Below are 14,083 nucleotides of genomic sequence, written 5' to 3'. Positions count from 1 at the left end.
GCGCCGCGGTGCGTGAGTCGGAGGTCACCCGCGTGGTCCATTCCCTGAGCATCACCGCCAGCAGCGTCGACGCGGGGCTTCTGGCTCTGCCCTGGTCGACTCCTCTCGGCGAATGGCCCAGTGACGCGATCGTCTCGCTCCCGAAGGGGCTCTCCCGCCATCTCGTGCGCTTCGCGAGCCTGTCGGGGCGTGTCGTGGCGGTGAAGGAGACGACGGCGGAGATGGCCCGTCGCGAGTACGAGATGCTCGGCTCGCTCGCTCGGCTGGACGTCCCCTGCGTGAGCCGCGTCGCCGTCATCGACGGCCGCCGCACCGCGAAGGGCGAGCCTCTCCCCGCCGCTCTCGTCACCGCGCACCTGCGCTTCTCGCTCCCCTACCGAGCTCTTTTCACCCAGGTCCTGCGTCCCGACACGGCCACGCGCCTCGTCGACGCCCTGGCGGCGCTCCTGGTCCGCCTCCACAACGTCGGCTTCTTCTGGGGCGACGTCTCGCTGTCGAACACGCTGTTCCGACGGGATGCCGGTGCGTTCGCCGCCTACCTCGTCGACGCCGAGACGGGCGAGCTTCACGAGGGCGGCCTGACGCGCGGCCAGCGCGAACACGACCTGGACGTCGCGCGCACGAACATCGCCGGCGAGATCATGGACCTCGAGGCCGGCGGGCGTCTCGAGGGCGGTGTGGACGCCGTGGCGATCGCGGACGGCATCATGTCGTCGTACCGGTCGCTGTGGAGCGCGCTCACCGAGACCGAGACGTTCGCGGCGAACGAGACCTGGCGCATCACCGAGCGCGTGCAGCGGTTGAACAGCCTCGGTTTCGACATCGGCGAGATGTCGATCGATGAGACATCCGACGGCACGAAGGTGCTGATCCAGCCGAAGGTGGTGGATGCCGGGCACCACCAGCGGCGTCTGCTGCGCTTGACGGGCCTGGATGTCGAAGAGAATCAGGCCCGCCGCCTGCTCAACGACATGGACGAGTTCGCTGCCCGCGTCTCGCGCCTCGGCAGCGACGAGGAGATGGTCGCCCACGAGTGGCTGACCCGCGTCTTCGAACCGGTCGTCAAGGCGATCCCGTGGGAGCTGCGCAGCAAGCTCGAGCCCGCCGAGGTGTTCCATCAGGTGCTCGAGCACCGCTGGTACATGTCACAGGCCCGCGGGCGGTCGATCCCGATCGCCGAGGTCCTGTCCTCCTACATCGACGGCGTGCTGCGTCACCGCCGCGACGAGGCGACCGTGATGGGTCCGCCGACCGAGACGACGGCGCTTCCGGTGATCACGTCGGACGTGCCCGTCAGCGACGACGACGAAGACGAGGTCGACTGGCGCGACCTCGTCTGATCGTGGTCGTCAGTATCCGACGGTGAACCGCTCGCGCACATGCGCGGGCGCCTCGATCTCATCGAGGACGGCGATCGCGAAATCGGCGCCGGAGATGAAGGACTCGCCCGTGTCGTCGGTGACGATGACGTCGCCGCCGGTGCGGTACGAGCCGGTGCGCTCCCCCGGCGCCCATGCGCCGAATCCGCCGGCCGGGTGGATGTAGAACCAGTCGCGACCGCTGGTGTCGGCCTGGAGGTCTTCGAGGATGCCGATGGCTTCCATCGCCTCGGGCTTGATCTCCTCGGGAAAGCCGCTGTCGATCACGCGGGGACCGCCCGGGGCGACGAGGCTGCCACCGGCGCCTCCGATGACGCCGACGCGCACCGAGAGCGGCAGCGCCGCGATGACGCCGTCGACGGCCTCTCGCATCTTGCCGACCATGTCTCCGCGGGGCGAGGTCGCGAAGACGACGACATCGACTCCGTCGAGTTCTGCCGCGAGTGCCGGGGCGTCGAGCATCGTGCCCTCGACGTAGGTCGCTCCCTCGATCCGGTCGGCGGGGATCTTGCGCGCGACGGAGACGACGGTGTGTCCTCGACGGACACCCTCGGCGACGATGTTGCTGCCGGCGTAGCCGGTGCCTCCGATGACGGCGATGCGGGTCATGATGGTTCCTCTCCTGCGGATGGACAGTCGAGTGCCAGTCTGACCCGTCTCCCTATGGTCGCGCTATCCGTCGGCCATGCAGCGACGCGTATGCGTCACTCGCTCGCGGAACGCAGCGTCGACACCTGGTACAGCGCGACGGATGCCGCGATGCCGGCGTTGAGCGATTCGGTCGCCGCGTTGATCGGGATCGACACGATCTGGTCGCAGGTCTCCGTCACGAGGCGCGACAGGCCCTTGCCTTCTGAACCCACGACGATGACCACGGGGCGGTCCGCGAGCTCGAGCGCCGGCAGCGACACGTCGCCTCCGCCGTCGAGACCGAGGATGAAGACGCCCTGCTTCTTGAACTCCTTGAGCGTCGTCGTCAGGTTCGGGGCGATCGAGACGGGGATGCGGGCGGCCGCGCCCGCGCTCGTCTTCCATGCGGCGGAGTTGACGCCCGCCGAGCGGCGCTGCGGCAGGATGATCGCCTGTCCACCGAAGGCGGCCGTGGAGCGGATGATCGCGCCGAGGTTGCGGGGGTCCGTGATCCCGTCGAGGGCGACGAACAGCGGCAGCTGGCCGCGGTCGATGACCTGCTCGAGCAGGTCCTGCGGGTGCGCGTACTCGTAGGGCGGCACCTTGAGCGCGACGCCCTGGTGCACGCCGTCGAACCCGGCCATGCGGTCGAGCTCCTGACGGGTGACCTCGAGGACGGGGATCTCGCGGTTCGTCGCGATGGAGAGCATCTCCTTGACGCGGTCGTCCATCTCGACACGCTGCGCGATGTAGAACGCGGTCGCGGGGATCTTGGCGCGGAGGGCTTCGAGCACGCTGTTGCGACCGGTCACGGTCTCGGTGTCGTCACCGGACTTCGCCTTGGGCGCGCGCCCGCCGGTCGTCTGCCGGATCTGCGGCTTGCCGCCCGCCGCGACGAAGCGCTCCTTCGCTGCCTTGCGCTTGCCGGCCGGGTGCCAGGCGCGGTCCTCGGCCTTGGGGGTCGGACCGCGACCTTCGAGCGAGCGCTTGTTCTTGCCGCCGGTCCCCTTCGTGGGGCCCTTCTTGCCGCGTCCCGCGGAGGGGTTGCCGTGCTTAGCCATCGTTCAGACTCCAATGGGTCCCCGAGGGACCGTCTTCGAGGACGACGCCTGCCGCCGCGATCGCATCGCGGATGCGGTCGGCTGCCGCCCAGTTCTTGGTCGCGCGGGCCTCCGCGCGCTGGTCGATCATGGTGCTGACGAGGCGGTGCAGGGCGGTCGCCATGGACTGCGCCATCACCGCGGACCACTTCGCATCCATGGGGTCTATGTCGAGAAGGCGCACCATCGCCGTCACCTGCCGGAGGGAATCCTCGGCGGCGGCGGAATCGCCTGCATCGAGGGCTGCGTTGCCCCGACGCACGGTCTCGTGGAGGACTGCCAGCGCCTGCGGCACACCGAGATCGTCATCCAGCGCCGCCGCGAACTCCTGTGGGACATCCGATGCGAACCAGCCGACGGATCCGTCACGGGCGCGGAGCCCGCGTTGCAGGAACGAGCGGATGCGGCCGAGCGCGGCATCCGCTTCGGTGAAGGTGGACTCGGTGATGTCGAGATTCGAGCGGTAGTGCGCCGAGATGAGCGCGTAGCGGACCACGAGCGGGTCGGTGTCGCGCAGGACATCCTCGGCCAGGAGGAAGTTGCCGAGAGACTTCGACATCTTCTGGTCGCCGACCGTGACGAGCCCGTTGTGCACCCAGTAGCGCGCGAAACCGTCGCCGGCCGCCGTCGATTGGGCGAGCTCGTTCTCGTGATGCGGGAAGCGGAGGTCGAGGCCGCCACCGTGGATGTCGAACTCGGGACCGAGGTATCGGCGGCTCATGGCCGAGCACTCGATGTGCCAGCCCGGTCGCCCGGAGCCCCAAGGAGAGTCCCATGTCGCGTCCGCGGGCTCGCCGGGCTTCGCACCTTTCCAGAGCGCGAAGTCGCGCGGGTCGCGCTTGCCGCGCGGGTCCGCATCGGCGGCCGATTCCATGGCGTCGACCGACTGACGGGTCAGCGCGCCGTAGGGCGCCCAGGAACGCACGTCGAAGTAGACGTCGCCGGCGGCGGCGTACGCGTGCCCCGCCTTGATCAGGCGCTCGATGAGCTCCTGCATCTGCGGGATGGACGCCGTCGCCCGCGGTTCGTAGGTGGGGGGCAGGATGCCGACCGCGGCATACGCGCGGGAGAATTCGAGCTCCATCCGGTAGGCCAGCGCCCACCACGGCTCCGATTCCGTCGCGTTCGCGAGGACCTTGTCGTCGATATCGGTGACGTTGCGGACGAAGGTGACCCGGCCGAATCGGTGCTCGAGCCACCGGCGGAGGATGTCGAAGCTCAGCGCCGCGCGGACGTGGCCGATGTGGGGTCCGGACTGGACCGTCGGACCGCAGACGTACATCGTGACGTTCTCGGGGTCGGCGGGCGCGAAGTCGCGCAGCGCCTGAGCCTGGGAGTCGTAGAGCCGAACCGTCACCGGTCCATGCTACCGGCGGGTGGCATCCGAGCCCGCTCCGAGGCGATAGAAAGGACGGGTGCTGCACGTGTTCGCCGTCTTGGCCGCCGCCCTCCTGTTCGGGACCACCGGAACGGCACGAGCACTCGGACCGGACGAGGCCTCGGCGCTCTCGGTCGGCGTCGCTCGGTCGGTGGTCGGCGGGACGGCCCTGGCCGTGCTGGCGTTCGGACTGGCCGCGGCGCATCGACGCCGGGTGCCGGACCGCCCTCGGCCGAAACCGACCTGGCGTCCGCTCGCCCTCATGGCCGTCACCGGTGTCGCGCTCAGCCTCTACCAGCCGCTCTTCTTCGTCGGCACGCAGACCAACGGTGTCGCGGTGAGCACGGTGATCGCCTTGGGCTCCGCTCCCGTGCTCGCCGGCATCCTGGAATGGATCCTCTCGCGCCGCGTGCCGTCGATGCTGTGGATGGGCGCGACCGCCCTGGCTGCGATCGGCGTGGTCCTGCTGGGGCTCGGCGGCGGAGGCGGCTCGGGCGGCGTCGACGCGCTCGGTCTCGCCGCCGCCGTCGGCGCGGGCGCGTGCTTCGCCGTGATCGCGAATGCGCAGCGCCGTCTCCTCGACGCAGGGTGGGACGCGTTCACCGTCGTGGGCGCCATGGGAGTCGGGTCCGCGCTGATGTGCGCGGCCGTCATCCCGTTCGTGGATCTGTCGTGGACCCTCACGCCGCCCGGCATCGCGATGGCACTGTGGCTCGGCCTCGCGACGATCGGCGTCGCCTACTCGCTCTTCACGTGGGGGCTGCAGGGACTCACTGCAGCGACCGCCGCGACGCTGACGCTCGCCGAGCCGTTGACCGCGACGGTGCTGGGCGTGACCGCGCTCGGCGAGACGCTGTCCCCCCTCGCCGTCGTCGGGCTCGCGGTCCTGGCCGCAGGCCTCGTCACCCTCGCGTGGGGCAGCCGTCGGCCCCGCGACCCCCGACCTTTCGCCGTGGAGGCCTGACATGCCCGTATCCGACGACCTCGACATCCGCGTCGACGATCTGACCGGCGAGTCGACGGTCGCGCTCGTCCGCCAGCACCTCGCGGGGATGCACGAGCTTTCGCCCGCCGAAAGCGTCCACGCACTGGACGTGTCCGCGCTTCGAGATCCCGCCGTGACGGTGTGGTCCGCGTGGCGACGCAACGACCTCGCGGGGATCGGCGCGCTCTCCCGCCTGAGCGACACGGACGGCGAGCTGAAGTCGATGCGCGTGACCGCCGACCACCTCGGGACGGGGGTGGGACGCGCGATCCTCCGCCACATCCTCGCCGACGCCAGGGCGCAGGGCGTCACCCGGGTGTGGCTCGAGACGGGCTCGGATGCCGGGTTCCTGGCCGCGCGGACGCTGTACGCCAGCGAGGGGTTCACCGAGTGCGAACCGTTCGGCTCCTACCGGCCGGACCCCGCGTCGACGTTCATGACGCGTCCCCTCTGACCCGCTCGATCAGGCGGGGACGACGACCGCGACCGCGAAGGCCGCCACGCCGTCTCCTGTTCCGGTGAACCCGAGGCCGTCGGTCGTCGTCGCCGACACGGTCACCGGCGCGCCGAGGGCGTCCGACAGCACGCGCTCGGCTTCGACGCGCCGCGCGGCGAAGCGCGGGCGCTTGGCCTGCACCTGAACGCTGACATTGCCGATCACCCAGCCGGCCTCCGCCGCGAGCGCGCGGGTCCGCGCGAGGAACGCCGCCGCATGCGCCCCCGCGTACTCGGGCTGATCCGTCCCGAAGTGCGTGCCGATGTCCCCCAGGCCCGCGGCCGCGAGGACCGCGTCCACGATCGCGTGGGCGACGGCATCCCCGTCGGAATGCCCATTCAGCCCCGGCTCCCCGGGCCACTCCAGACCGGCGAGCCACAGGGTGTCGTCCCCGCCGAAGGCGTGTACGTCTGTTCCGATCCCGACGCGCGGGATCGCCGGGGCGGGGACCCGGACGACCGGCGGGACGGGTGCGACGAGTGCGCGAGCGCGCTCGAGGTCTGCCGCTGTCGTGATCTTGAACGCGAAGTCGTCTCCGGGAACCGTTCGCACGACGGTTCCGGCTGCCTGGAGGAGCGCGGCGTCATCGGTGTGGTCGGCGGCCGCGTCGCGGTACGCCTCGTCGAGCACCGCGCGTCGGAACCCCTGCGGGGTCTGGGCCGCGGCGAGGACCGAGCGGTCGACCGGCTCGACCACCGCGTCGCCGTCGACGCGCTTGAGCGTGTCGACGACGGGGCGGACGGGGATGACGGCATCCGATCCGCCTTCAACGGCGTCGATCACACGTTCAAAGACCTCGGGAGGGGTGAGGGCGCGCGCGGCATCGTGGACGAGGACGATCTCGACGTCCGGCCAGACCGCCCCGAGTCCGGCGGCGACCGACGTCTGCCGGGTGGCTCCTCCCGCCACCACGGAGACCAGGTCCCGGCGATCCCTGGCAGCCTCGAGCGCCTCGGTCTCCGCGTCGCCGACCCGGTCGCCCGGCGCGACGACGATCACCTGTGCCTCGGGTGCGGCGAACACCCCGCGGAGGGCATGGCGCAGGATCGTGTGCGAGTCGATGCCGACGAACGCCTTCGCCGACCCCGTGCCGAGTCGCGTGCCCGAACCTGCGGCGACGACGATGACGGCAACACGCGGAACGGGGATGAGGCTCATGCCTCCGAGCGTACCGAGCCGTCGGCGACCGGGCTGCGGCGCAGCAGGAGGACGGCGACTCCCAGGAGGAGGGCGCCGACCACCGCTATCGGGAGGTCGAGGAACCACTCCATGACGGCGAAGGGCGGTACGAACGCGCACACCCACGCGACCGCCACGATCCCCGTGGCCGGCGCGCGCCCGAGCGTGCCCAGCGCCTCCCATTTCGCGAGGACCAGCGAGAGCGCGAGCAGCACTCCGAGCACCACGATGAACAGGATCGGACGCGACCACCACCACGCGGGCGACGCCGGCGCCGGTGCGGCGCCGGGGATCAGCAGGCTGACGCCCGTGAGGGCGAGCATGACCGGAAGGTGCCAGAGGTAGATCGTCATGAGGCGCGACCCGAGGACGAAGACCACGCCCTGCATCGCCCGGAGCGCCATGAGGCGCGCGAGCACCGGCTTGAGCAGGCGCAGCAGGCAGGCCTGCGCTATCCCGAGGATGACGAGCGGAACCGTCGGCGGATTCAGGTTGCCGAGCATGCTCGCGGAGTACGGGCCGAGGGAGGTGAGCGGCCAGAGCAGGAGGTAGCACGCCGCCGCGATGGCGACGAGGGAGAGCGGATGCCGTCGGTCGAACCATCCGTCGGCGTACCAGAACCCGAATTGCTGGATGAGCGGCCAGACGAAGAGGAGATTGAGCAGCCCGATCTCCGGGATGCCCGTCGAGAAGCGCACGGCGTCGACGAGGACGACCCCCATCGCGAGGGTCAGAAGCGTGAGGACCGGGCGGCGGGCATGGCACGCCGCCAGGAGCGGCACCGCTGCCTGACAGAGCAGGTATGCGGCGAGGAACCAGAGGGGGGATCCGGCGCCGATGGCGGCATCCGCAACGAGCTGGTCGGGCAGCCCCGCCGCGGTCGCGACCCCGAGGACGACGGCGAAGAAGATGAACAGCGGCAACGCCGGCTGAGCAAGGCGGAGCGTGCGGGTCCGCACGAACCCGGCGGCGTGGCCGCCCTTCGCGGTCCAGGAGCGCCAGCCCGTCGCCGAGGCGAACCCGCCGACGACGAAGAACAGCGGCATGATCTGCCCGACCCAGGTTGCTGCGTTGAACCAGGGCTGCTCTTCGGCGGGACGGGATGCCGCGAGCCCGCCGTCCGGGCCGGGACCGATCCCCACCTGCACGAGGTGGACGACGATGACGAAGAGGACGCACACCACGCGGGCGAGGTCGAGCGTGAGATCACGACGCGAGAGGTCGACGGTGGCGGTCACGGAACGGGTGGTCACGGGCACATCATGCCGCACCCCTTCACCGCCGTGCGGCATGTGCTCGAACAACGAAGAACGGCCGGCTGAGCAGCCGGCCGTTCTCAGAATGTGTCAGGAAGCGAGGACCTCGTCGAGGACGGTGGATGCCTTCTCCTCGTCGGCCTTCAGCGCCAGCGCGATCTCGGAGATGAGGATCTGCCGGGCCTTGGCCAGCATCCGCTTCTCCCCCGCGGACAAGCCACGGTCCTGGTCGCGGCGCCAGAGGTCGCGGACGACCTCGCTGACCTTGATGACATCGCCCGACGCAAGCTTCTCGAGGTTCGCCTTGTAGCGACGCGACCAGTTGGTCGGCTCCTCGGTGAAGGGTGCGCGCAGGACATCGAAGACCTTCTCGAGCCCGTCCTTGCCGATCACGTCGCGGACGCCCACGAGATCGACGTTGTCCGCAGGGACCTCGATGATGAGATCGCCCTGGGTGACGTTGAGCTTCAGGTATTTCTTCGTCTCGCCCTTGATGACGCGATCCTTGACCTCGATGATGGTCGCAGCGCCATGGTGCGGATAGACGACGGTTTCGCCAACCTCAAAAAGCATGCAGTTGTGTCCTTTCGGCAACCTCCAGAATACCACAGGCGACATACGCTAAGGTTCGCCGCCCACCTGCCCGATGCCACTCCCACGACCCCATAGGATGAGAGGGTCGCCGTTCGTGTCATCTGGAGGATCCGTGAAATCGCGTCTCATCGCGTCCCTGGCCCTGGGCGCCGCAGTCGTTCTGGGCACCACCGGCTGCAACATGCTGGCCCCGCAGGCGACGACCATCCAGTACTCCGCTTCCGACGGCGTCAACATCCCCGACTCCGGGCCTCTCAAGGTGCGCAACGCCCTGATCATCGCCGACGAGGAGGGCACGCTGGGCAACCTCGTCGCCTCGATCGTGAACTCCACCGATGACGCGCTCGCCCTGAACGTCTCGATCGAAGGCCAGCCGCAGAGCGTCGAGATCGCCGCGAACTCCTCCGTCACCCTCGGCGTCGACATGGCACCCATGACGTTCGACAACGTCGGCAAGCCCGGCGCCAACGTCGAGGTCTCATTCCAGTCCGGCGAAGGCGAAGGCGTCCGCGTCTTCGTCCCCATTCTCGACGGCACGCTGCCCTACTACACGCAGTTCGTGCCGACCCCCGCCGCGACGGCGACGCCCGCCGGCTGATCTCACGCTGCACGACGAAGGCCCCCACCGACTCGGTGGGGGCCTTCGTCGTGTGGCCGCGTCGTCAGGCTTCGAAGCGATAGCCGAGCCCGCGCACCGTGAGCAGCATGCTCGGGTCGCTGGGGCTCTTCTCGATGCGGGAGCGGATGCGCTTGATGTGGACGTCGAGGGTCTTCGTGTCGCCGAAGTAGTCGCTCCCCCACACCCGGTCGATGAGCTGACCGCGGGTCAGGACGCGACCGGCATTGCGCATGAGGAGCTCCAGGAGCTCGAACTCCTTGAGCGGCATCGAGATCTCGGTGCCTTCGACCGAGACGGTGTGGCGGTCGATGTCGAGGGTGACGCGCCCGCCTTCGATGATGCGGTCGTCGACGTCGAGCTCGTCGTTCTCGCTGCGGCGGAGGACCGCGCGCATGCGTGCGAGCAGTTCCCGAGACGAGTACGGCTTGGTGATGTAGTCGTCCGCGCCGAGTTCGAGTCCCACGACGATGTCGACTTCGCTGTCCTTGGCCGTCAGCATGATGATGGGCACCTTCGAGGTGGACCGGATGACGCGGCACACCTCGGTCCCCGGCATCCCGGGGAGCATGAGGTCGAGCAGGACGATGTCGGCGCCACGCGAGGTGAACGAGTCGAGGGCGATGCCGCCGTCTTCGGCGATCTCGACCTCGAATCCCTCTCTGCGCAGGAGGTAGGCGAGCGGGTCGGCGAGATCGGGTTCGTCTTCGACGATCAGGACGCGGGTCATGGTGTCTTCCTTTTGGCGGGCGCCTTCGCGCCGATCTTCTTGGGCTTCTTCTTGCGAGTGGGGGTGTCGCGATCCGCCTCGGCGACGAGGGGAAGTCGGATCGTGAACGTCGACCCGCGACCGGGACGCGACCACAGCTCGACCGACCCGCCGTGCCGCTGGACCGCGTGCTTCACGATCGCGAGGCCGAGGCCGGTTCCGCCGGTGCGGCGAGAGCGCGCTTGATCGGCGCGGTAGAACCGTTCGAAGACGCGCTGCTGGTCATCCTCGGGGATGCCGATGCCGTGGTCGGCGACGGCGATCTCGACGGCGCCGTCGGCTTCGCGCACGCCGATCCCCACCTGCGCTCCGGCGGGCGAGTAGGCGATCGCGTTGGCGAGCAGGTTGCTGACGGCTTCGGTGAGGATCTGCGGGTCGCCTCGCACGAAGAGCCCCTTCTCCCCTCCACTGGCGACGCTGATCTCCGCCGACTCCGCGGCGATGGCCTGGGATTCGATGGCCGACCGGACCACCTCGTCGACCGCCACGTCGCGCATCTCGGCGATCTCATCCGCCGACTGCAGGCGCGAGAGGTTCATGATGCGGGAGGTCAGCTGCCCGAGGCGGGTCGCCTCACCGCTGAGCCGCCGCACGAAGTGGCGCACCTGATCGGGGTCGTCGGCGGCGGACTCGATCGCCTCGGCGAGCAGCGTGACCGCGCCGACGGGCGTCTTGAGCTCGTGGGAGGTGTTCGAGACGAAGTCGCGGCGCATCTGCTCGACGCGCTCGCGCTCAGTGATGTCGCGGATGACGATCAGCGTGAGCCGCGGCGTGATGACACTGGCCCGCGCGGCGACGACGCGAGGCTCGACCCCGCGGTTGAGGGTCATGTTCTCGGTCGCGGGGAGCCCCGTCTGACGAGCGTTGCGCACGAGGTGCCGGAGGCGATCGGCGTCGAGGGTCTCGTTGACCGTGAGCGAGAACACCTCTGCCGTGGCGGATGCCGCGAGCACGAGCATGGACGGATCGACCACGACGGCGGCGTCGTCCATCGCCTGGAGGACGGAAGCGGTGCCCTCGGGCATGTCCAGCGATGTCACCAGCCGGGTGCGCGCGCGCTCCTGCATCGCGTAGACCACGAGTCCGACCGCGCCGGCGCCCACGAAGAGCCCCACGACGAGCGCCAGCAGCTCGAGCTGCGTCGAATCCATGACCCCAGCGTAAGGTGGTCGCACCCCCGCAATCGGACGGAAATCGGCCCGTGCGTCGCGCACCGTCGACTGTTCACCGTGTCGGCACCGACCGTTAACCTGAGCGCGGGAGGATCGCCGAGGTCTCTGCGCGACAGGTCGCGCCCCTCACCCGCCCGCACGAAGAGAAGGTGCTCCATGCGCGAAGTTTTCCACCAGTCCCTCGAGGACGTGCAGACCCGTCTCGTCGAGATCTCCGACCTCGTGACGGTCGCGATCGAGCGGGCGACCCGCGCGTTCGCGACGAGCGACGTCGCCCTCGCCGAGGACGTCATCGACAACGACAAGGTCATCGACGACAAGGCCATCGAGCTCGACGAACTGGCCATCGAGATCCTCGCCCGTCAGCAGCCGGTCGCCCGCGACCTGCGCATCGTCGTCGCGGCGCTGCGTGTGAGCGCCTCGCTCGAGCGGATGGGTGACATCGCCGAGCACATCGCCCAGCTGACGCGCATGCGCTTCCCCGAGCGCGCCGTCCCGAAGGGCCTCAAGAACACCTTCACCAAGATGGGCGAGATCGACACCGAGGTGGCACGCACCCTCGCCGACCTCCTGCGCACCGAGGACCTGTCGCTCGTGAGCCGTCTGCACGAGCTGGACGACGAGCTCGACGCGCTCCACCTCGCGGTCTTCGAGAAGGTGCTCAGCGACAACTGGCAGGGCGAAGCGTCGGCGACCGTCGACGCGACGCTCGCTTCCCGCTACCACGAGCGCTTCGGCGACCACGCGCTCTCCGTCGCGAAGAAGGTCTCGTACCTGGCCACGGGCACGTGGTCGGCCGACCCCGAGGGCGTCGACGCCGAGGTCTGATCCCGGCTCGGGTGCGCCCGGACGACGAAGAGCGGATGCCGCGAGGCATCCGCTCTTCGTGTTCCCGGTGGCGTGCCGGTTACTTCTTGCCCTGCGAGGCGACCGCGGCGGCGCCGGCGGCGGCGGCTTCGGGGTCGAGGTACTCGCCCGGCTCGAGCGGCTCGAGGTTCTCGTCGAGGCGGTACACGAGCGGGATGCCGGTGGGGATGTTCAGCTCGGCGATGTCGTCGTCGCTGATGCCGTCGAGGTGCTTCACGAGCGCGCGGAGGGAGTTGCCGTGGGCCGTGACCAGGACGGTCTTGCCGGTCTTGAGGTCGGGGACGATCTCGTTCTCCCAGTACGGGAGCAGGCGGTCGATGACGATCTTGAGCGACTCGGTGCGGGGCACGTCGCCGTCGATGTCGGCGTAGCGCACGTCGCCGACCTGCGTGTAGGGGTCGTCGTCGGAGATGTCCGGCGGCGGAACGTCGAACGACCGGCGCCAGAGCATGAACTGCTCCTCGCCGAACTCGTCGAGGGTCTGCGCCTTGTCCTTGCCCTGCAGGGCGCCGTAGTGACGCTCGTTCAGACGCCACGAACGCTTGACGGGCACCCAGAGGCGGTCGGCTGCGTCGAGCGCGATGTTCGCGGTCTGGATCGCACGCGACAGCAGCGACGTGTGGAGGATGTCGGGGAGCAGACCCGATTCCTTCAGCAGCTCGCCACCGCGCTGGGCCTCCGCCTTGCCCTGATCGGTGAGGCGGACATCCACCCAGCCGGTGAACTGGTTGGACTTGTTCCACTCGCTCTGACCGTGCCGAAGGAGGATCAACGTGTAGGGGGCTGTCATGCCCGCAATCCTACCGGCGCGCCGGATGGGATCATGGGGTCATGACGCGTTCCGATCCGGTCGTGGGGCAGGTGACCCGGGGGACGACGAACACCAACCGGCTGCGCCGGGTGGATCGTTGGATCGCTCGGCATCCGATCCTGCGACGGACAGCGGACCCGCTCGTGGTCGACCTCGGCTACGGGGCGAGCGGCGTGACCGCGTTCGAGCTCGAGGCGAGGCTCCGTCGCGCTCGCCCCGACGTCGAGGTGCTGGGGCTGGAGATCGAACCCGCGCGCGTCGGTCGGGCGCGCGAACAGCTCGCTCGGGTGCGCGCGGGCGAGGCGAGCTTCGCCCGGGATGCCCGGGTCTCCTTCGCGCGCGGCGGGTTCGAGGTACCGGTGCCGGACGGTCGACGTCCAGCCGTCATCCGCGCGTTCAACGTGCTGCGGCAGTACGACGAGCACGAGGTCGCCGACGCATGGGCGCGGATGGCGTCGCGCCTGCGCCCCGACGGCATGCTCGTCGAGGGGACGTGCGATGAGCTCGGTCGGATCTCGACCTGGATCGAGGTGGGGCCGGATGCCGCGCCGCGCAGCCTGACCATCTCGTTGCGGCTCGCGGAGCTCGACTCCCCCGCGATCGCGGCGGAGCGCCTGCCGAAGGCGCTCATCCACCGGAATGTGCCAGGGGAACGGGTGCACGACGTGATCGAGGCGCTCGACCGGGAGTGGACGCGCGCGGTCGCGGCGTCAGCGTTCGGGCCCGTGCAGCGGTGGCGCGCCGCGCTCGACGCGCTCGACGCCGCGGGATGGGCGATCGGCGGTCGCGCGCGATGGCGGCTCGGCGAGCTGACCCTGCCCTGGGACGCTGTCGCGCCGCGGTGACCCCGC

At 69.9% G+C, this 14,083-nt stretch carries 15 protein-coding genes; 6 read left to right on the top strand and 9 right to left on the bottom strand.

The window, feature by feature from the left end; genetic code table 11:
- Window positions 1-32 precede the first annotated feature (32 nt).
- Window positions 33-1,340 (top strand): DUF4032 domain-containing protein, encoded by a 1,308-nt coding sequence (locus QE428_RS09525; protein ID WP_133398288.1) that lies wholly within the window; start codon window positions 33-35, stop codon window positions 1,338-1,340.
- 9 nt (window positions 1,341-1,349) lie between these two features.
- On the opposite strand, the gene QE428_RS09520 is transcribed toward QE428_RS09525, so the two are convergent.
- The 3 genes from QE428_RS09520 to cysS form a co-directional block, all read right to left on the bottom strand.
- Window positions 1,350-1,988, bottom strand: a complete 639-nt coding sequence (locus QE428_RS09520; RefSeq protein ID WP_091352258.1) for an NAD(P)-dependent oxidoreductase — start codon at window positions 1,986-1,988, stop codon at window positions 1,350-1,352.
- 95 nt (window positions 1,989-2,083) lie between these two features.
- On the bottom strand, window positions 2,084-3,070 hold the full coding sequence (rlmB, locus tag QE428_RS09515) for a 23S rRNA (guanosine(2251)-2'-O)-methyltransferase RlmB (protein WP_091352255.1): 987 nt from the start codon (window positions 3,068-3,070) through the stop codon (window positions 2,084-2,086).
- Window positions 3,063-4,466 (bottom strand): cysteine--tRNA ligase, encoded by a 1,404-nt coding sequence (cysS, locus tag QE428_RS09510; protein ID WP_091352253.1) that lies wholly within the window; start codon window positions 4,464-4,466, stop codon window positions 3,063-3,065. Before cysS ends, rlmB begins: the two co-directional genes overlap by 8 nt.
- 58 nt (window positions 4,467-4,524) lie before the next feature.
- Here cysS and QE428_RS09505 point away from each other — a divergent pair, with 58 nt between their 5' ends.
- A complete protein-coding gene (locus tag QE428_RS09505; RefSeq protein WP_091352251.1) occupies window positions 4,525-5,451 on the top strand; it encodes a DMT family transporter in 927 nt (308 codons plus the stop codon).
- A gap of 1 nt (window position 5,452) precedes the next feature.
- Window positions 5,453-5,926, top strand: coding sequence for a GNAT family N-acetyltransferase (locus QE428_RS09500; RefSeq protein WP_091352249.1), 474 nt, complete (start codon window positions 5,453-5,455; stop codon window positions 5,924-5,926).
- Between the two features lie 9 nt (window positions 5,927-5,935).
- Here QE428_RS09500 and ispD read toward each other — a convergent pair whose 3' ends face one another.
- The 3 genes from ispD to QE428_RS09485 form a co-directional block, all read right to left on the bottom strand.
- On the bottom strand, window positions 5,936-7,126 hold the full coding sequence (gene ispD / locus QE428_RS09495) for a 2-C-methyl-D-erythritol 4-phosphate cytidylyltransferase (RefSeq protein WP_307468481.1): 1,191 nt from the start codon (window positions 7,124-7,126) through the stop codon (window positions 5,936-5,938).
- Window positions 7,123-8,400 (bottom strand): acyltransferase, encoded by a 1,278-nt coding sequence (locus tag QE428_RS09490; protein WP_091352246.1) that lies wholly within the window; start codon window positions 8,398-8,400, stop codon window positions 7,123-7,125. The genes ispD and QE428_RS09490 overlap by 4 nt, the downstream gene beginning before the upstream one ends.
- Window positions 8,401-8,493: 93 nt before the next feature.
- Window positions 8,494-8,976 (bottom strand): CarD family transcriptional regulator, encoded by a 483-nt coding sequence (locus QE428_RS09485; protein WP_065571227.1) that lies wholly within the window; start codon window positions 8,974-8,976, stop codon window positions 8,494-8,496.
- A gap of 133 nt (window positions 8,977-9,109) precedes the next feature.
- On the opposite strand from QE428_RS09485, the gene QE428_RS09480 reads away from it, so the two are divergent.
- On the top strand, window positions 9,110-9,595 hold the full coding sequence (locus tag QE428_RS09480) for a DNA modification methylase (RefSeq protein ID WP_133398295.1): 486 nt from the start codon (window positions 9,110-9,112) through the stop codon (window positions 9,593-9,595).
- A 64-nt stretch (window positions 9,596-9,659) separates the two neighbouring features.
- Here the strand turns inward: QE428_RS09480 and QE428_RS09475 are convergent, their stop codons facing one another.
- On the bottom strand, window positions 9,660-10,343 hold the full coding sequence (locus QE428_RS09475) for a response regulator transcription factor (RefSeq protein ID WP_091352243.1): 684 nt from the start codon (window positions 10,341-10,343) through the stop codon (window positions 9,660-9,662).
- Window positions 10,340-11,533 (bottom strand): cell wall metabolism sensor histidine kinase WalK, encoded by a 1,194-nt coding sequence (locus QE428_RS09470; RefSeq protein ID WP_091352241.1) that lies wholly within the window; start codon window positions 11,531-11,533, stop codon window positions 10,340-10,342. The genes QE428_RS09475 and QE428_RS09470 overlap by 4 nt, the downstream gene beginning before the upstream one ends.
- 177 nt (window positions 11,534-11,710) lie before the next feature.
- Here QE428_RS09470 and phoU point away from each other — a divergent pair, with 177 nt between their 5' ends.
- A complete protein-coding gene (gene phoU, locus QE428_RS09465) occupies window positions 11,711-12,382 on the top strand; it encodes a phosphate signaling complex protein PhoU (protein WP_091352240.1) in 672 nt (223 codons plus the stop codon).
- A gap of 79 nt (window positions 12,383-12,461) precedes the next feature.
- Here phoU and QE428_RS09460 read toward each other — a convergent pair whose 3' ends face one another.
- On the bottom strand, window positions 12,462-13,211 hold the full coding sequence (locus tag QE428_RS09460; protein ID WP_091352238.1) for a phosphoglyceromutase: 750 nt from the start codon (window positions 13,209-13,211) through the stop codon (window positions 12,462-12,464).
- Between the two features lie 41 nt (window positions 13,212-13,252).
- On the opposite strand from QE428_RS09460, the gene QE428_RS09455 reads away from it, so the two are divergent.
- Window positions 13,253-14,077: a class I SAM-dependent methyltransferase gene (locus QE428_RS09455; protein WP_091352236.1), complete on the top strand. Its 825-nt coding sequence runs from the start codon at window positions 13,253-13,255 to the stop codon at window positions 14,075-14,077.
- Window positions 14,078-14,083: the final 6 nt, after the last annotated feature.

It is taken from the genome of Microbacterium sp. SORGH_AS_0505 (genome assembly GCF_030818715.1).
Classification (GTDB): Bacteria; Actinomycetota; Actinomycetes; order Actinomycetales; family Microbacteriaceae; genus Microbacterium.
This window is presented reverse-complemented; position numbering and strand designations above follow the sequence as displayed.